At 41.5% G+C, this 19118-nt stretch carries 15 protein-coding genes, 1 tRNA gene, 2 rRNA genes, 1 other RNA gene and 3 other annotated features; of the genes, 4 read left to right on the forward strand and 15 right to left on the reverse strand.

The features are described 5' to 3' along the window. Positions 1-65 precede the first annotated feature (65 nt). The 8 genes from C1726_RS11695 to tadA all read right to left on the reverse strand — a co-directional run bounded on the left by C1726_RS11695 (position 66) and on the right by tadA (position 6280). Positions 66-1616 (reverse strand): 16S ribosomal RNA (locus tag C1726_RS11695). A gap of 276 nt (positions 1617-1892) precedes the next feature. Then, on the reverse strand, positions 1893-2156 hold the full coding sequence (locus tag C1726_RS11700) for a pro-sigmaK processing inhibitor BofA family protein (protein ID WP_102273333.1): 264 nt from the start codon (positions 2154-2156) through the stop codon (positions 1893-1895). 85 nt (positions 2157-2241) lie between these two features. Next, positions 2242-2460: a YaaL family protein gene (locus tag C1726_RS11705; RefSeq protein WP_102273334.1), complete on the reverse strand. Its 219-nt coding sequence runs from the start codon at positions 2458-2460 to the stop codon at positions 2242-2244. 20 nt (positions 2461-2480) lie between these two features. Beyond that, entirely contained in the window at positions 2481-3077 is a 597-nt protein-coding gene (gene recR, locus C1726_RS11710) for a recombination mediator RecR (RefSeq protein ID WP_053478149.1), read from the reverse strand. Positions 3078-3252: 175 nt separating this feature from the next. Continuing rightward, the gene (locus C1726_RS11715; protein ID WP_057768422.1) at positions 3253-3573 is read right to left on the reverse strand and encodes a YbaB/EbfC family nucleoid-associated protein; all 321 of its coding nucleotides are present in this window, start codon (positions 3571-3573) and stop codon (positions 3253-3255) included. An 18-nt stretch (positions 3574-3591) separates the two neighbouring features. After that, a complete protein-coding gene (dnaX, locus tag C1726_RS11720; protein WP_102273335.1) occupies positions 3592-5286 on the reverse strand; it encodes a DNA polymerase III subunit gamma/tau in 1695 nt (564 codons plus the stop codon). A 121-nt stretch (positions 5287-5407) separates the two neighbouring features. Further along, positions 5408-5672: signal recognition particle sRNA large type (ffs, locus tag C1726_RS11725), an RNA gene on the reverse strand. 77 nt (positions 5673-5749) lie between these two features. Further along, positions 5750-6280, reverse strand: a complete 531-nt coding sequence (gene tadA, locus C1726_RS11730; RefSeq protein ID WP_102273336.1) for a tRNA adenosine(34) deaminase TadA — start codon at positions 6278-6280, stop codon at positions 5750-5752. 142 nt (positions 6281-6422) lie between these two features. Here tadA and C1726_RS11735 point away from each other — a divergent pair, with 142 nt between their 5' ends. The 3 genes from C1726_RS11735 (at position 6423) to C1726_RS11745 (ending at position 9221) form a co-directional block, all read left to right on the forward strand. Further along, on the forward strand, positions 6423-7709 hold the full coding sequence (locus C1726_RS11735) for a glycosyl hydrolase family 18 protein (protein ID WP_102273337.1): 1287 nt from the start codon (positions 6423-6425) through the stop codon (positions 7707-7709). 205 nt (positions 7710-7914) lie between these two features. Then, positions 7915-8556: a deoxynucleoside kinase gene (locus C1726_RS11740; protein WP_102273338.1), complete on the forward strand. Its 642-nt coding sequence runs from the start codon at positions 7915-7917 to the stop codon at positions 8554-8556. Beyond that, the gene (locus C1726_RS11745; RefSeq protein WP_102273339.1) at positions 8553-9221 is read left to right on the forward strand and encodes a deoxynucleoside kinase; all 669 of its coding nucleotides are present in this window, start codon (positions 8553-8555) and stop codon (positions 9219-9221) included. The genes C1726_RS11740 and C1726_RS11745 overlap by 4 nt, the downstream gene beginning before the upstream one ends. 104 nt (positions 9222-9325) lie before the next feature. Here the strand turns inward: C1726_RS11745 and C1726_RS11750 are convergent. From C1726_RS11750 to guaB, 6 genes are all read right to left on the reverse strand, one after another. Further along, positions 9326-9418 (reverse strand) — tRNA-Ser (locus C1726_RS11750). A 96-nt stretch (positions 9419-9514) separates the two neighbouring features. Beyond that, positions 9515-10795: a serine--tRNA ligase gene (serS, locus tag C1726_RS11755; protein WP_102273340.1), complete on the reverse strand. Its 1281-nt coding sequence runs from the start codon at positions 10793-10795 to the stop codon at positions 9515-9517. Positions 10796-10891: 96 nt separating this feature from the next. Then, positions 10892-11109: a binding site (T-box leader), on the reverse strand. A 73-nt stretch (positions 11110-11182) separates the two neighbouring features. Beyond that, a complete protein-coding gene (pdxT, locus tag C1726_RS11760; RefSeq protein ID WP_102273341.1) occupies positions 11183-11758 on the reverse strand; it encodes a pyridoxal 5'-phosphate synthase glutaminase subunit PdxT in 576 nt (191 codons plus the stop codon). Positions 11759-11772: 14 nt separating this feature from the next. After that, positions 11773-12654: a pyridoxal 5'-phosphate synthase lyase subunit PdxS gene (gene pdxS, locus C1726_RS11765; protein WP_102273342.1), complete on the reverse strand. Its 882-nt coding sequence runs from the start codon at positions 12652-12654 to the stop codon at positions 11773-11775. A 167-nt stretch (positions 12655-12821) separates the two neighbouring features. Next, positions 12822-14195: a serine hydrolase gene (locus tag C1726_RS11770; RefSeq protein ID WP_180968176.1), complete on the reverse strand. Its 1374-nt coding sequence runs from the start codon at positions 14193-14195 to the stop codon at positions 12822-12824. Positions 14196-14455: 260 nt separating this feature from the next. Continuing rightward, complete coding sequence (gene guaB, locus C1726_RS11775) at positions 14456-15922, reverse strand: IMP dehydrogenase (RefSeq protein WP_102273344.1); 1467 nt, start codon at positions 15920-15922, stop codon at positions 14456-14458. A gap of 115 nt (positions 15923-16037) precedes the next feature. On the opposite strand from guaB, the gene C1726_RS11780 reads away from it, so the two are divergent. Continuing rightward, positions 16038-16997, forward strand: coding sequence for a YaaC family protein (locus C1726_RS11780; protein WP_102273345.1), 960 nt, complete (start codon positions 16038-16040; stop codon positions 16995-16997). Positions 16998-17255: 258 nt separating this feature from the next. Here the strand turns inward: C1726_RS11780 and rrf are convergent. Further along, a 5S ribosomal RNA gene (gene rrf, locus C1726_RS11785) occupies positions 17256-17372 on the reverse strand. An 80-nt stretch (positions 17373-17452) separates the two neighbouring features. Beyond that, positions 17453-18322 (reverse strand) — a sequence feature (23S ribosomal RNA rRNA prediction is too short). 1 nt (position 18323) lies between these two features. Continuing rightward, positions 18324-19068, reverse strand: a sequence feature (23S ribosomal RNA rRNA prediction is too short). Positions 19069-19118 lie beyond the last annotated feature (50 nt).

Raw genomic sequence — 19118 nt, forward strand, 5'->3', positions numbered from 1 at the left:
CTCTCTCAAAACTGAACGAACAATGAAACGTCTTTTAATGAAGTTAGACTTCATTTCATCCTTAGAAAGGAGGTGATCCAGCCGCACCTTCCGATACGGCTACCTTGTTACGACTTCACCCCAATCATCTGTCCCACCTTAGGCGGCTGGCTCCTTGCGGTTACCCCACCGACTTCGGGTGTTACAAACTCTCGTGGTGTGACGGGCGGTGTGTACAAGGCCCGGGAACGTATTCACCGCGGCATGCTGATCCGCGATTACTAGCGATTCCGGCTTCATGCAGGCGAGTTGCAGCCTGCAATCCGAACTGAGAATGGTTTTATGGGATTGGCTAAACCTCGCGGTCTTGCAGCCCTTTGTACCATCCATTGTAGCACGTGTGTAGCCCAGGTCATAAGGGGCATGATGATTTGACGTCATCCCCACCTTCCTCCGGTTTGTCACCGGCAGTCACCTTAGAGTGCCCAACTGAATGCTGGCAACTAAGATCAAGGGTTGCGCTCGTTGCGGGACTTAACCCAACATCTCACGACACGAGCTGACGACAACCATGCACCACCTGTCACTCTGTCCCCCGAAGGGGAAAGTCCTATCTCTAGGATTGTCAGAGGATGTCAAGACCTGGTAAGGTTCTTCGCGTTGCTTCGAATTAAACCACATGCTCCACCGCTTGTGCGGGCCCCCGTCAATTCCTTTGAGTTTCAGCCTTGCGGCCGTACTCCCCAGGCGGAGTGCTTAATGCGTTTGCTGCAGCACTAAAGGGCGGAAACCCTCTAACACTTAGCACTCATCGTTTACGGCGTGGACTACCAGGGTATCTAATCCTGTTCGCTCCCCACGCTTTCGCGCCTCAGCGTCAGTTACAGACCAGAGAGTCGCCTTCGCCACTGGTGTTCCTCCACATCTCTACGCATTTCACCGCTACACGTGGAATTCCACTCTCCTCTTCTGCACTCAAGTCTCCCAGTTTCCAATGACCCTCCCCGGTTGAGCCGGGGGCTTTCACATCAGACTTAAAAGACCGCCTGCGCGCGCTTTACGCCCAATAATTCCGGACAACGCTTGCCACCTACGTATTACCGCGGCTGCTGGCACGTAGTTAGCCGTGGCTTTCTGGTTAGGTACCGTCAAGGTACCGCCCTATTCGAACGGTACTTGTTCTTCCCTAACAACAGAGTTTTACGATCCGAAAACCTTCATCACTCACGCGGCGTTGCTCCGTCAGACTTTCGTCCATTGCGGAAGATTCCCTACTGCTGCCTCCCGTAGGAGTCTGGGCCGTGTCTCAGTCCCAGTGTGGCCGATCACCCTCTCAGGTCGGCTACGCATCGTCGCCTTGGTGAGCCGTTACCTCACCAACTAGCTAATGCGCCGCGGGCCCATCTGTAAGTGATAGCCGGAGCCATCTTTCAGCTTTTCCACATGTGAGGAAAAGAATTATCCGGTATTAGCTCCGGTTTCCCGAAGTTATCCCAGTCTTACAGGCAGGTTGCCCACGTGTTACTCACCCGTCCGCCGCTAATCTTTGGGAGCAAGCTCCCTCAGATTCGCTCGACTTGCATGTATTAGGCACGCCGCCAGCGTTCGTCCTGAGCCAGGATCAAACTCTCCAATAAATTGTGAGTTGATTAGCTCATAAATACCTTTTTTAAAAAGGCTAAAATAATAAACGTTGACGTTTTTTGTTCGTTCAGTTTTCAAAGAGCAATTTCTTTTGTTCGCAGTTAAGCGACTTAATTAATATATCATTTATCAATTCTAATGTCAATAACTTTTTAAAGTTATTTTGACTATGTCGTAGTGACGACTTTTAATATATTATCACCTAATAACTATATAGTCAATACCTTTTTATAAATAATTGGACAGCTCATTAAAAAATCAGCTGTCCATTAAATAACCCATGTTTGAATAGCTACTAATGCAAATAAACCGGGAATCCCTAAAAAACCGGAAATAGAAGATGTAATGAGATTTATAGGTACTTGGATGCCAAATTGATTGCCAAACGCATTTAAAAAGAACAAAAAAAGTGCGCCAATAAGTAATTTAATTACGCCCTGTCCAATAAATCTTACTGGCTTTAGAGGGGTTCCAATAAATAAAAGTAAAATAATTAATCCTCCTAATATGGAGATTACTACAACAGGCTCCAACAAAAAGTCCTCCTCTCAAGATACTTGTACTTTCATATTATGATATGTAAGTACAAATAAGACCTAGAAAGAAGGACATGCTTATTTATTTTCTTATCGTTATCTTTCTTTTCCTCACTTCTTTAAAGAGAAAGAAATATTTCGCTTCAGCAATCTTTGCCTGGCTGATTGCTTCTGCGGATGGGTCAAAGCTTTTTTCAAGCAGCTGCCGTTGACTATTCCAAGAATTCTTCAACTCATTTACCTTTTCTAAAAGCTGATCATCAAATTCCTTCCGAAGCCAGCCCTTTTTGCGAAATAACATTTATTCCGCCTCCATTATTCTTATACTTCTCTTCTTCCTTCTAATGCTTTTGAAAGTGTTACTTCATCTGCATATTCAAGATCTCCTCCAACTGGCAGCCCATGGGCAATACGTGTGGCACGGATACCTGATGGCTTCAAAAGCCTTGAAATATACATCGCTGTTGCTTCTCCCTCAATATTCGGGTTTGTTGCTAGGATAACCTCTTGTACTGTATCATCTTGAAGTCTTTTTAAGAGACTTGGAATATTAATATCCTCTGGACCAATACCGTCCATCGGAGAAATAGCTCCCTGAAGCACATGATACAGACCATGATATTCTTTCATTTTCTCCATAGCTATCACATCTTTTGGATCTTGGACTACGCAAATAACCGTTCGATCTCTCTTTTGATCCTCACATATATAGCAAGGATCCTGATCTGTGATATGACCGCAAACGGAGCAGTACGTTAAATTCCTTTTAGCATTGACTAAAGCCTTTGCAAAATCAAGTACAGTGTCTTCCTTCATACTTAATACAAAAAAAGCCAGACGTGCGGCCGTTTTCGGGCCGATACCTGGCAATTTCATAAAGCTGTCAATCAGCTTTGATATCGGTTCAGGATAATGCATATCTATTCCTCCTAGAAAAGCGTAAGCGCCTTGGTCATCGTCATACAAACACAGAAGGACCGGTTTTTTCGATTAAGAAGACACAATGAGCGATAGCAAATGGATGTCTCCTTATTGTATGGAGCAGACTTGAGGTTTACTATGTGCTAAGGCGCTTTTGCTAGACAATTCTGTCTTAGAACATTCCTGGGAGATTCATCCCTTTAGTAAATTGACCCATTGTATTATTTGTTAATTCATCTGCCTTTTTCAAAGCATCATTAGTAGCCGCCAGAACAAGATCTTGAAGCATTTCAATATCTTCAGGGTCTACAACCTCTTCCTTGATATTCACCTCAAGCACCTCTTTGTGCCCAGAAACAACGACTGTAACCATTCCGCCGCCAGCCGTTCCTTCAATTCTTTCTTCTCCAAGCTTTTCTTGAGCTTCAGCCATCTTTTTTTGCATTTTCTGCATTTGCTTCATCATATTTTGCATATTTCCCATTCCACGCATTGTCTTTTCCTCCAATAACTATTCTTTAATTTCTATTAAACCTTCTCCAAATAACTTCTTAGCCTCAGCAATCAGCGGCTCTTCCTCCATTTGGTTTATACCCTCACCAGGTTCGCCATCATGCTGAGTATGGAGAAAGTCTTTCCTAATTTTTTGCCATTGTTCATCAGGAACCCCCGCGATTTGCATTCGTTTCCCTAATAATTCATTCATTATATTAGCTAATGTTTCTAAAAACTTAGCATTATCCATCGCCATTTGGCAATGAATCTCATATTTAAACTTAATAATGAAAGCATTTTGAGATGCTGCCACAGGCTCCGCTTCATTTAATAAAGCTGCTTGTGACCGCATTTGATTATGAACGAGCCGATTAAGCATATCGCCCCACTGGCTCTTGATATCCTTCAAGTCTCCTTTTGTAGCTTGCTTTAGTATTTCATTGATTTTACCAACAGGGACTTGAAATCCTTTTCTTGAGCTTCTTTGCGGTTTCTTTTGAACAACCGGCTGGGCTTCATCACTAATCGCAATCCCATTTTGTTTTAGATCGCTTATCTCTTGTTCAAGCTGATTAATTCTATTAAGTAATAGTTGAAGGTCGCCAGTTGGCGTTGCTTGTAATCCTCCTTCAAGCTGACAGAGTTTAACTATTGCAACTTCAAGAAAAATTCGTGGGTGATTCGTCCACCGCATATCTTGCTGTGCCCTATTTAATACATCGATTAATTTATAAAGCTCTTCTGGTTTTACTTTTTCTGCGAGCGTTCGAAAATCATCATCAAGCATGACTCTTTCTAACGATTCCTCTAATCTTGGTGCAGCTTTAAATAGCAGCATGTCTCGATAATAAAGGATAAAGTCCTCAATAAATCGGGAAGGATCTTTTCCATGAAAAAGCAGTTCCTCAAGATATTCCAAGCCGGCTGCAGCATCCCTCTCGAGAACTGCATTTGCTAATTTATTAAGAAAACCTTGTGATACAGCACCTGTAACAGTTAAAGCATCTTCTATAGTTACCCGATTCTCGCTAAAGGAAATGGCTTGATCGAGTAGGCTTAATGCATCACGCATCCCGCCATCAGCCGCTCTTGCTACAATTTGAAGTGCTTGTTCATCACATTGAACCCCAGTCTCTTCGACAATCAGCTTCATTCTTCCGACAATTGCCTGGGCCGTAATGCGTTTAAAGTCAAATCGCTGGCAACGAGAAATAATTGTAAGCGGGATCTTATGCGGCTCTGTTGTTGCCAAAATAAAAATAACATGCTTTGGAGGCTCTTCAAGTGTTTTTAACAGTGCGTTAAAGGCGCCAATGGAAAGCATATGTACTTCATCAACAATGTAGACCTTATATTTCACTGAGGTCGGCGCATACTTCACCTTGTCGCGAATATCCCTTATTTCTTCTACACCATTGTTTGACGCTGCATCAATTTCGATCACATCTGGAATCGAACCATCTGTAATTCCTTTACATGATGCACACTCATTGCATGGCTCATTCACTGGGGCCATTTCACAGTTAACGGCTTTTGCCAAAATTTTAGCCGCACTTGTTTTTCCAGTTCCTCTGGGGCCAGAAAATAAATAAGCATGCGATATTTTTTGCTGAAGCAGGGCGTTTTGTAATGTCTTCGTTACATGCTCCTGTCCAACAACATCTATAAAGCTTTGCGGCCGCCAAACGCGATATAAAGCTTGATAACTCATCGACACGCCCCCTTCCTGTGCACTCTTCAACCATTATAACGTATCCCAGTTCTTTTTTAAAAGGAAACAAATAAAAAACTCATCTCAAATGAGATGAGTTTCATTTATTATAGTTAAACTGCCGTGCACCTTCCGTCGACTGACGCCCATAAGCGTTACTTAAGCAGTTAGCTCAGCCCAGGCAACCCTGCGGCACATGAGAGTGTCCACTTAATGCTGCTTCCTTCCGGACCTGACATGGTTCATGGATTCCCATTGCGCAGGACCCAGGCGTCAACACCACTTACTTAAGGCAGACCCTACAGGACATCAGCCTCGGGAAGGGATTCAGCCTCGCTAGAGCGGATTGCGAGTACAGGGCACCGCTACCTCCCCGCCTAGCACGGCAAAGTTGAAACCATATTTAGGTGTCATCTGAGTGACACAATATAAGTATACTAATATCATTTGTAAAAATCAATGCTTATCCATTGTTAATTCCTGCATCTATCTCCAATTGTCTTTTTCTTCGTTTTTTTTCTTCTTTTTTACGCAAACGCAGCCCTTTAAAAAAAGCAGATAAAAGTTCGCCACATTCTTTTTCTAATACTCCAGGTACAACCTCACTTTGATGATTAAACCGTTCATCTTGAAGCAGGTTCATAAACGTGCCTGCACAGCCGCCCTTTGGATCACTGGCACCATAGACGACCTTTTTTATTCGCGACAGCATGATAGCACCAGCACACATCGGGCATGGTTCAAGTGTCACATATAAAACGGCATCTTCTAATCTCCATGTTCCGAGTGTTTGACAAGCCTGATCAATAGCCAGCAGCTCGGCATGAGCAATTGAATTTTGGTTTTGTTCCCTTAAGTTATGTGCCCTGGCTATAATTTCTCCATTCAGAACAATAACTGACCCAATCGGAACCTCCATTATTTCTTGCGCTTTTTTAGCTTCTTTTATTGCTTCTAGCATGTATGTTTCATCTCTGTCTAGATTTTGCAGCATCTATCTCATTCCTTTTGCGTATTACTCTTTAAATTATATCATTTCTTTATTCTCTCATTCATAAAATGTTGTAGTGACTAATTTCTGACGATTCTACTCATCTATTTATTTCCACATTGGGTTTATTATAGGAGGGAATAACTTGCAAATTCATGTTGTCCAGCAAAACCAATCCATATATGGGATTGCGCAAGCCTACGGGTCAAGCGTTAGTGATATTGTAGAAGCGAATGAACTTCCGAATCCAAACAATCTTGTAATCGGTCAAACCCTTGTTATTCCAATTATTGGTCAATTTTACTGGGTCCAACCTGGCGATAGCTTATATTCAATTTCGAGGAAATTTCGTCTTTCATTTCAAGAACTTGCTTCTGTTAACAGCATTTCTGTAAATCAGCCGCTTCAAATCGGATTTCGGCTTTATATTCCTCCCCGCCCGAAAACAAGAGCGGAATTCAACGCCTATGTAGAGCCGAGAGGTACAACAGTTGCTCCTAATTTAGAAGCTAGCGCTAGAGAGGCAGCACCGTATCTAACATATTTAGCCCCCTTCAGCTTTCAAGCGCTCCGTGACGGCTCACTGAAGGAACCGCTGCTTAACAACTTCCCTGCCATTGCTCGTGCAAATAACAATGTATTAATGATGGTCATTACAAATCAGGAAAATGATCAATTCAATGCTGAACTTGGGCGAATTCTTTTGAACGATATGCCTATACAAAATCGATTTCTAAATAATATCGTTACGACAGCAAAGAAATATGGCTTTAGGGATATTCATTTTGACTTCGAGTTTCTGCGACCAGAAGACCGGGAAGCTTATAATCAATTTCTTCGAAAAGCAAAAGCACGCTTCCAGCAAGAGGGGTGGCTGATTTCTACCGCGCTTGCACCTAAGACGAGGGCAGATCAGCCTGGGGAATGGTATGAAGCACATGATTACAGAGCACACGGCGAAATTGTCGACTTTGTGGTTATCATGACATATGAATGGGGGTATAGCGGTGGTCCAGCTATGGCTGTTTCTCCAATTGGACCGGTAAGAGATGTTATTGAGTATGCAATAACCGAAATGCCTTCTACAAAAATTATGATGGGTCAAAACTTATATGGCTATGATTGGACATTGCCATTTGTACAAGGATCAATAGCTAGAGCAGTTAGTCCACAGCAAGCAATTCAGATTGCAGCAAACAACAACGCAGCTATCCAATATGATTATACAGCTCAGGCGCCATTTTTCCGCTATACAGACAGTGAAGGAAAGCAGCATGAAGTTTGGTTTGAAGACGCTAGGTCCATTCAAGCTAAATTTAATTTAGTGAAAGAACTGAATTTAAGAGGGATGAGCTATTGGAAACTCGGCTTGTCTTTTCCGCAAAACTGGCTCTTAATCACAGAAAACTTCAATGTAGTAAAAAGGGCTTAACAAAATAGCTTAATAATCTTCTCCATTAACAGCTGTCTATTTGCACAGCTGTTTTTTCATTGCCTTCCCCCATTGAAATTCCATATCCCTCCCACCTAATAGTGTGATAAAATATTTTTTGTGTCATTAATGAACGAGTGAATTCTAACAGATGCAATTTTATTAAAATAAAATAGTAAAGAGCAAAAGAGTAGGAGGGCAATCTATGGGGGGAACACCTTTTATTACTGTAGAGGGGCCAATTGGTGTCGGGAAAACGTCTCTTGCTAAAGAGATAGCCGAACAGTTTCAATTTGCATTATTAAAGGAAATTGTTGATGAGAATCCATTTTTAGGGAAATTCTATGAGGACATTGAAGAATGGAGTTTTCAGACAGAAATGTTTTTTCTTTGTAATCGTTATAAACAGCTGGGTGATATAAACAATCACTTTTTAAATAAAAATAAACCTGTTGTTGCTGATTATCATATTTTTAAAAATTTAATATTTGCTGGCCGATCATTAAATACAGTCGAGTACCAAAAATATTTAAAAATTTATGAAATATTAACAAGTGATATGCCTAAACCAAATGTGGTCATTTATTTGCATGCCAGCCTTGAAACACTCTTAACCCGCATTAAGCTAAGAGGACGGGAGATTGAAAGAAATATTAGTCCTTTGTATTTAGAGCAATTATCCATTGACTACGAGAATGCCATAAATGACTTTGAAGCAAAGCACCCGGACATTCCAGTACTGCGATTCAATGGGGATCATTTAAATTTTGTAAAAAATAAAAATGACTTATCCTATATACTTGATACGCTATCCACATTATTGAAAAAGAGGAGCATTCAATCATGAATTTAAGAAATAAATACGAGATCCCCGCAAACTCTGTGATTACTATTGCCGGAACAGTTGGGGTCGGGAAATCAACTATGACAAATGCGCTTGCAAAGGCGCTAAATTTCCGTACCTCCTTTGAAAAGGTTGATACAAATCCTTACTTAGATAAATTCTATGCTGACTTTGACCGTTGGAGTTTCCATTTGCAAATCTACTTCCTTGCAGAGCGCTTTAAAGAGCAAAAACGTATTTTTGAATACGGCGGGGGCTTTATTCAAGATCGTTCCATCTATGAAGATACTGGCATCTTTGCAAAAATGCATTTTGAAAAAGGGACGATGTCAAAAACTGATTATGAAACGTATACAAGTCTTTTTGATGCTATGGTTATGACACCTTATTTTCCTCATCCTGATCTTCTTATCTATCTTGAAGGTTCTATTGAAGATATTCTTTCACGTATTCAAGAAAGAGGACGGCCAATGGAACAGCAGACACCCATTTCCTATTGGGAAGAAATGCATCAGCGTTATGAAAATTGGATCAATACCTTCAATGCCTGCCCTGTTCTAAGGCTTAATATAAATGATTATGATATTATCAATCATGAGAATTCTGTTGAGCCAGTTATCGAACGCATCTCTGATTTTTTACGGCAAACTCAATTATTAAAAAAATAGTCGCCAATCCCGGCGACTATTTTTCTTTGATAATAAAAAAAAACCGTTACAGCTCTTGTAACGATTTTATCTCCAATTTATGCGCATGTTGATGTCAATTTAAATGGAGGAGGAAAGGGGATTCGAACCCCTGCGCGGTTTGACCCGCCTGTCGGTTTTCAAGACCGATCCCTTCAGCCGGACTTGGGTATTCCTCCGTATCGACAAGAAATACTATATCACTTATTTAATATGAAGTCAACACAATTAAAATTATATTTTCTGAGCGGGCTAGCCCGCTCAGAAACTTAAACTTATTCAGGTTTAATGACATCCCTGTTTCCCATATAAGGGCGTAAAACTTCAGGAATAATGACACTTCCATCTTCCTGCTGATAGTTTTCTAAAATAGCGGCAACCGTACGGCCAATCGCAAGGCCAGACCCATTCAATGTATGAACCGCTTCTGGTTTGCCCTTTGGCTCGCGGCGGAAACGAATATTCGCACGTCTCGCTTGGAATGCCTCAAAATTACTGCAAGAAGAAATTTCCCTATATGTGCCATAGCTTGGAATCCAAACTTCGATATCGTACTTTTTCGCAGCAGTAAAGCCCAGATCTCCTGTACACATTAGGAGCACACGATATGGCAGCCCTAATAACTGTAACACCTTTTCCGCATTCTTTGTTAGCTTTTCCAATTCTTCATAAGAATCTTCAGGCTTTACAAACTTTACAAGCTCTACTTTATTAAATTGATGCTGACGAATAAGTCCGCGTGTATCTCGTCCGGCAGACCCTGCCTCAGAACGGAAGCAAGCACTAAATGCTGCATAATTAATAGGTAGATCTTCAGCACTTAAAATTTCATCACGATGCATGTTTGTAACTGGTACTTCAGCTGTTGGAATTAAGAAGTAGTCCTCGTTTTCAATAAGGAAAGCATCTTCTTCGAATTTAGGAAGCTGCCCAGTACCTGTCATACTTGCACGGTTAACTAAGTATGGCGGCAAGACCTCCTTATATCCATGCTCATCTGTATGAAGATCAAGCATGAAGTTAAACAATGCACGTTCTAATCTCGCACCGAGACCTTTATAGAAAACAAAGCGGCTTCCCGTTACTTTCCCTGCACGTTCAAAATCAAGAATTCCTAAGTCATCAGCAACATCCCAATGTGGTTTTGGTTCAAAGTTAAATTCGCGAATTTCTCCCCATTTCCAAGCTTCCACATTATCATCTTCAGTTTCCCCAACAGGCACACTTTCATGCGGTATATTTGGGATGCTTAACATTAAGTGTTCCAAAGTCTCTTCTACTTCCCTAAGTTCATCATCAAGTTTCTTAATTTCATCGCCAACTTGTCTCATCTCTGTAATCAACTGTTCAGCATCCTGTTTTTCGCGTTTCAATACTGCGACTTGCTGTGAAACCTCATTTCTTTTACTCTTCAGCTGCTCAGCTTGTATGATTAGTTCCCGGCGCTTTCCGTCAAGCTCTTCAAACTTGCCTAAATCACCTAAATCCTCCCCGCGATGCTCTAATTTCCCTTTCACTTCTTCAAAATTTCCTCTTAAAAACTTAATATCTAACATGAAAAACTCCTCCTTCTTAATTAAAAATATTTTTACCATTTCCGATAAAAACCATATTTCAATGACCCGCAGAATACAAAAAACTCCCGTCCCCATAAAAGGGACGAGAGTTACCCGCGTTGCCACCCTAGTTGAAAGCAGAAGCTTTCCACCTTAAAATAATAACGGTTTTAACCGAAAGTAATTACTAACCTAAATAGGCTTTCCATACTTTACTCGAGGATGGATTCACAAGCAGCATTCACCGATTTTCACCAGCCATCGGCTCTCTAAAGAATGAATATCCTGTTACTACTTCCTCTCAATGCTTTTGAACTATTAGAATTTAAGTAATTCATAATTTACTACAATTATGAACGTTTTGCAACCATATTATTCAAATATTTACTATTTCGCCTCTTTTATCATATCAATAAAGTATTCGGTTAAACGGTGGTCATCTGTTAACTCTGGATGAAAGGAACAGCCAAGAATATGCCCCTCACGAGCTGCTACAATACGTTCATTATGTTTAGCGAGGATCTCGACATTTTCTCCGGCTTGAACGATATGTGGAGCACGGATAAAGACAGCTTGGAAGTCCTCTGCTACACCTGCAATATCTAAATCAGCTTCAAAGCTTTCTCGCTGACGTCCAAAAAAATTTCTTTCGACCTTCACATCCATAACACCGATATGCGGTTCATCATAACCGATAATATTTTTTGCTAATAAAATCAAGCCTGCACAAGTCCCAAACATCGGCTTGCCTGACTCAGCAAATTCCTTCAGACTCCCCATAAAGTCATATTTATCAATCAACTTACGCATTGTGGTGCTTTCTCCACCAGGAAGAATTAGACCATCTATTTCATCCAATTGTTCTTTACGTTTAATGGCAATCGCTTCTGCACCGCATGCCTCGATAGACTTTACATGTTCCCTTACGGCACCTTGAAGGCCAAGAACCCCAATTTTAATCATTCAGTATTCTCTCCTTACCAGCCGCGCTCCTGCATACGAGCTTCCGGAGCTAATGATGAAATTTCAATCCCTTTCATTGGAGCCCCAAGCTCTTTTGAAAGCTCTGCAATCAATTTATAGTCTTGAAAATGGGTAGTTGCTTCAACAATCGCTCGAGCAAATTTAGCTGGATTTTCGGATTTAAAAATGCCAGACCCAACAAAGACACCGTCTGCACCAAGCTGCATCATAAGAGCAGCATCAGCAGGGGTTGCTACGCCGCCTGCAGCAAAGTTAACGACTGGAAGACGTCCAAGGTTCTTAATTTCAAGAAGAAGCTCGTACGGTGCTCCTAGCAGCTTAGCTTCTGTCATTAGCTCATCTTCATTCATCCCTGCAACCTTACGAACTTGTGCATTAACCTTACGAATATGGCGAACAGCCTCCACGATATTTCCAGTCCCTGGTTCGCCTTTTGTACGAAGCATAGCTGCACCTTCACCGATGCGGCGTGCAGCCTCACCTAGATCACGGCATCCACAAACAAAAGGAACTGTATATTCTTTTTTATTTAAATGGTATTCTTCATCTGCTGGAGTTAATACTTCACTTTCATCTATGTAATCTACACCCATAGCTTCAAGTACTCGCGCTTCTACAATGTGACCAATACGTGCCTTAGCCATAACTGGAATTGTGACTGCATTCATAACTTCCTCGACAATACGAGGATCAGCCATTCTTGCTACGCCTCCTGCAGCACGAATATCTGATGGAACTCTTTCTAATGCCATTACTGCAACCGCACCTGCTTCTTCAGCAATTTTTGCTTGCTCGGCATTAACAACATCCATGATGACGCCGCCTTTTTGCATTTCTGCCATTCCTCTTTTTACTCGATCTGTTCCTGTCTTCATTGTGCTCCCCCTTTGTCTTATACCATCAGCCATGGATGGGTGATTCGATAAAAAATGTGGGCAAGGAAAATATTTTATTAAATCAATCGGAATAATTACCTTTCCCTAATGAAAATAAACAACAAAAAGGGTTTCCTGTCAAGACAGGAAACCCTTGTTTTTTAAAATCAGCCTTTTACTGTTGAAGAAATACTGCCCCATACATTTCCGAAGAAACTGCCTATTCCGCGCATCATAAGCACAAACCAGTTTGCTTTTTCTACATCATCAGCAGCGACAACATCGACTGAAATATTTTTTTGTCCATCTTCTGTTAAAAAGTTTAATGCTTGTCCATCTGATGCTTTTAATGTCAACGTACCAATCTTTTCTCCCTTTTTGATTGGTGCTGTTAACTCACCTTCATCGTTTAACTTCTTTTTATCTAAAACGAGCTCAGGCTTATAATTTTCTTTTTCCCCATTTTTAACAACCATGGAAATCGGTTCTTTTGTTTGAATCTTTACCTTATCCTCTTTTCCTTTAATTACAGGTAACGTTTTTTTCCCTTTTACCTGATAATTTTCAGGATATAATTCTTCTTTACTAAAATTACTAAAGGCGTAATCAAACATTTTTCTTGTTTCATCAAAACGAACCTTTTTATCTGTATTCTTTCCATTTTCATCCTTTGCATTCATAACTACGGTAATGTAGCGAGTTCCATTTCTCTCCGCAGTACCTGTGAAACATAGCCCGGCAAAATCAGTTGTTCCAGTCTTCAAACCATCTACACCCTCATAGCCATAAACAAGGCTTGGAAGCATCCAGTTCCAATTTTCCATTTGAATCATGTCATCCGTACCTTCACGGAATTTCATTTTTGGTGTGCTTGCTGTTTCAAGAACCTCTGGAAAATCACTAATCAAACGTGAAGCTAGCTTTGCTGTCGCTCTTGGAGACATAACGTTTTCATCTTCAAGATTTCCAGTATGGTGGAAGCCCTTCAAATCTGAATTGTTTAATCCAGTAGAGTTAACAAATTTATAATCCTGCAATCCTAACTCTTCCGCTTTTTTATTCATCATTTTAACAAAATTGGCTTCTGAACCAGCAATTGTTTCAGCAATCGCAATCGTTGCACCATTTGCTGAATAAATGGTCATTGCTTGATATAATTCACGAATACTATATTTTCCGTCTCTGCGTAATGGAACATTCGATAAACGCGGATAATCTTGAGATACTTTATAAACGTATTCATCTACTGCATATTCCTGATCCCACTTCACGCGTCCTTCTTTAATCGCTTCAAGCAGGAGATACTCAGTCATCATTTTTGTCATACTAGCAATGCCAAGTACTTGATCGGGATTTTTAGCATACAGCACTCTTCCTGTCTCTGCCTCTACTAAAATAGCACCGTCTGCATTTATATTCAAAGCATCCTCTGCATGAGCTCTATTTAAATTTGGGAAAATTCCTAATACCATTATTAACACAAGGAAACTAGCAACATATTTACGATATTGTTTTATTTTCAATATAAAGCCCTCCAACATATTAGTACACTTTTGTTATTTTAACATAACTCACCCATAAAAAATAGGCAGATGATTACCTATTTAGAAAAGCAGAAGCTTTATGGACTAGAATGCTCTGACTATGATAAAGGAAACATGCTGTACGATAGTGTTTAAATTTTGACTTGCGCGTGGAAGGGACCGAAGCCCACTATACGCAGAGTGGAGTAGCTAGACTGTACGTCCATTTAAGTACAATAAAAAGGCAGAGAAGAATTTTTCTTCCCTGCTCTATCGTATTATGATAATGAATAATTTGGTGCTTCCTTTGTAATCTGTACATCATGCGGATGGCTTTCTCGTAATCCTGCACCAGTCATTCTAACAAATTGGGCATTTTCTCTTAATTCCACTAAGTCCTTTGTACCGCAATATCCCATTCCTGAACGCAAACCGCCAACAAGTTGATAAATGGTGTCTGAAAGAGGTCCTTTATAAGGCAGGCGGCCTTCTATTCCTTCTGGAACAAATTTCTTATTATCCTCTTGGAAATAACGATCTTTTGAACCTTTTTCCATTGAAGCAACAGATCCCATGCCTCGATATACTTTAAAGCGGCGACCTTGGAAAATTTCCGTTTCTCCAGGGCTTTCTGATACTCCAGCAAGTAAGCTTCCTAACATTACCGCATGTCCGCCTGCAGCAAGTGCCTTAACTACATCCCCTGAGTACTTAATTCCGCCATCAGCAATAATCGTTTTTCCATGTTTTCTCGCTTCTGTTGCACAATCATAAACAGCCGTAATTTGCGGAACGCCTACACCTGCAACTACGCGTGTCGTACAAATAGAACCAGGACCAATTCCGACCTTTACAATATCTGCCCCAGCTTCAATTAAATCCTTTGTTCCTTCCGCAGTAGCAACATTTCCTGCAATAATAGCTAATTCAGGATAGCTGCTGCGGATTTCACGAACTGTATCTAAAACACCTTTTGAGTGTCCATGTGCAGTATCAAGTACAATCACATCAACTTGAGATTTAACTAGCATCTCAACTCTTTTCATCGTATCCTTCGTAACACCAACTGCAGCTCCCACTAAAAGGCGCCCATGTTGATCTTTTGCAGAATTAGGAAACTCAATAACTTTTTCTATATCTTTAATTGTAATTAACCCTTTTAAAATGCCATTATTATCTACTAAAGGCAGCTTTTCAATTTTATACTTTTGAAGAATTTTTTCAGCTTCAGCTAATGTTGTACCAACGGGAGCTGTAACTAGATTTTCTTTTGTCATCACATCTGAAATAATAATTGAGAAATCAGAGATAAAGCGAAGATCACGATTTGTTAAGATACCAACAAGCTTTTGCTCTTCTTGATTGTTTACAATCGGAACACCGGAGATTCGGTATTTCCCCATCAAATGTTCTGCATCGAAAACCTGTTGTTCTGGGGTGAGGAAAAATGGGTCTGAGATAACGCCGCTTTCTGAACGTTTAACTTTATCAACCTGTTCAGCCTGCTGTTCAATGGACATATTTTTATGAATAATTCCTAGTCCGCCTTGACGAGCCATTGCAATTGCCATATCCGCCTCAGTAACTGTATCCATGCCGGCACTAATAATCGGGATGTTAAGCTTTACTTTTTCCGTTAATTGGACACTTAGATTTACATCTCTTGGAAGAACCTCGGATTTTGAAGGAACAAGCAATACATCATCAAATGTTAAACCTTCTTTTACAAATTTACTTTCCCACATCTTTTTTACCCCCTAGACTCGAAAATATTATTAGTAGGTTATCAATTGGACAAAATACTGTCAAGGTAAGTTCAATATGTTAGATTTTTCTAATAATTAAGGAGGGACATTTTCAGTGTTTACATACACAAATTGGAATTCATTTCTTCCCTTTTTTTCTGCAGACTACACTCAAGACTATTTGAAAAATTGTTATCAGCAACGAAATCTTGAAAAGGCGGAAATTAATAGTTACGAAAAAAGCTATCCCTTTATATATTATCTTGAACATGGACAAATATATTACAAACAAGCAGAACTAGCCCCCTTAATCATCCAGCCAATCCTGCTTTTTTATGGACTCGTTCACCTAATTAAAGCCTGTATATTAACAATTGACCCAAACTATCCTGAAACAACATCGGTTTTGGCACATGGTGTTTCCACAAGGAAAAAGAAGAAACAACACTACCACTTCTTTCAGGACGAGGTAAGGTTTCAAAAAAGTGGACTATTTCCGTACATGGCAGAGAAAATGTTTCACATGAAACAATTGGAAGGGGAAAAAGCGACAATGGAAGAATTGCTTATGCAATTACCTGAACTAAGTTCGCTCTTTTCTACAATGGAAAGGAAAAATACTTTTATAAAATTAAAGAAACAAAGAGATCTGCTATCAATATCGAAATGTATTCTAGATGAATACCATATGACTGAATCCCGCTTTATTGACTACTGGAAAGCAAAATCAGCTTCAGAAGTTTTAATTGAGGATTCTGACCAAAATTTTATTCACTTTAAATATGCTCAATTACATACTGACAATATTCTTCCTATAAAATTCTCATTAGAAGATAGTCAACTTGTTTTTCCATTAAAAAAAAGCATATTAAACAATTATCCTGAATTATTAATTCATTATTTACTTCTATACAATTTAAGCATGATTGCTCGCTATGAAACAGAATGGTGGAGCGAAATAATAAAAATGATGCCAAACCGTGATTATCCCTTTATCCAATCCTTTCTTAATACTACAACTGGTAAGGGGCCATTCTTAATTTATCAATTTTTAATGAAAGAAAAACTAGCATAACGCGTTTACACATTTATAGATCATGTACTTGTATATAGGAACAAATGCGCAAGCGCCTTGATCAGCCTCAGGCATAGCACAAGCCAATCCTCCCAGAAAGGTTGTCCTTTAGCTTTCTGGGAGGATTGGCTTGTGACCTCGAGGGGGTAGGCGTTGGAGCTGGATGCAGACAACCTGTCACAAAGTTATCCACTGCAATCGTTTTTATAATTTCCTAGACCACAAAAAAGAGCACCAATAAAGGTACTCTTTTCATTTGCCTAGCGACGTCCTACTCTCACAAGGGGACAGCCCCTAACTACCATCGGCGCTGAGAAGCTTAACTTCCGTGTTCGGGATGGGAACGGGTGTGACCTTCTCGCTATCGCCACTAGACCTATTTATGATGAGAGTTTGTTCCCTCAAAACTAGATAATGTTAAAGAAGAAGTTGAGTAATCATTTATGGTTAAGTCCTCGACCGATTAGTATTTGTCAGCTCCACGTGTCACCACGCTTCCACCTCAAACCTATCAACCTGATCATCTTTCAGGGGTCTTACTAGCTTGACGCTATGGGAAATCTCATCTCGAGGGGGGCTTCATGCTTAGATGCTTTCAGCACTTATCCCTTCCGCACATAGCTACCCAGCGATGCTCTTGGCAGAACAACTGGTACACCAGCGGTGCGTCCATCCCGGTCCTCTCGTACTAAGGACAGCTCCTCTCAAATTTCCTGCGCCCACGACGGATAGGGACCGAACTGTCTCACGACGTTCTGAACCCAGCTCGCGTACCGCTTTAATGGGCGAACAGCCCAACCCTTGGGACCGACTACAGCCCCAGGATGCGATGAGCCGACATCGAGGTGCCAAACCTCCCCGTCGATGTGGACTCTTGGGGGAGATAAGCCTGTTATCCCCGGGGTAGCTTTTATCCGTTGAGCGATGGCCCTTCCATGCGGAACCACCGGATCACTAAGCCCGACTTTCGTCCCTGCTCGACTTGTAGGTCTCGCAGTCAAGCTCCCTTATGCCTTTACACTCTTCGAATGATTTCCAACCATTCTGAGGGAACCTTTGGGCGCCTCCGTTACTTTTTAGGAGGCGACCGCCCCAGTCAAACTGCCCACCTGACACTGTCTCCTGCCCCGATCAGGGGCATGGGTTAGAATTTCAATACAGCCAGGGTAGTATCCCACCGATGCCTCCACCGAAGCTGGCGCTCCGGCTTCCAAGGCTCCTACCTATCCTGTACAAGCTGTACCGAAATTCAATATCAGGCTACAGTAAAGCTCCACGGGGTCTTTCCGTCCTGTCGCGGGTAACCTGCATCTTCACAGGTACTATAATTTCACCGAGTCTCTCGTTGAGACAGTGCCCAGATCGTTACGCCTTTCGTGCGGGTCGGAACTTACCCGACAAGGAATTTCGCTACCTTAGGACCGTTATAGTTACGGCCGCCGTTTACTGGGGCTTCAATTCAGAGCTTCGCGTGAGCTAACCCCTCCTCTTAACCTTCCAGCACCGGGCAGGCGTCAGCCCCTATACTTCGCCTTGCGGCTTCGCAGAGACCTGTGTTTTTGCTAAACAGTCGCCTGGGCCTATTCACTGCGGCTCTTCGAGGCTTTAACACCCCAAAGAGCACCCCTTCTCCCGAAGTTACGGGGTCATTTTGCCGAGTTCCTTAACGAGAGTTCTCTCGCTCACCTTAGGATTCTCTCCTCGCCTACCTGTGTCGGTTTGCGGTACGGGCACCTTATCCTCGCTAGAGGCTTTTCTTGGCAGTGTGGAATCAGGAACTTCGGTACTATATTTCCCTCGCTGTCACAGCTCAGCCTTCACGCAAACGGGATTTTCCTCGCTTGCAGCCTAACTGCTTAGACGCACATATCCAGCAGTGCGCTTACCCTATCCTCCTGCGTCCCCCCATTGCTCAAACGGAGTTTGGTGGTACAGGAATATCAACCTGTTGTCCATCGCCTACGCTTTTCAGCCTCGGCTTAGGTCCCGACTAACCCTGAGCGGACGAGCCTTCCTCAGGAAACCTTAGGCATTCGGTGGATGGGATTCTCACCCATCTTTCGCTACTCATACCGGCATTCTCACTTCTAAGCGCTCCACCAGTCCTTGCGGTCTAGCTTC

The sequence above is a fragment of the Cytobacillus massiliigabonensis genome, from assembly GCF_900199725.1.
Lineage (GTDB): Bacteria > Bacillota > Bacilli > Bacillales > Cytobacillaceae > Cytobacillus > Cytobacillus massiliigabonensis.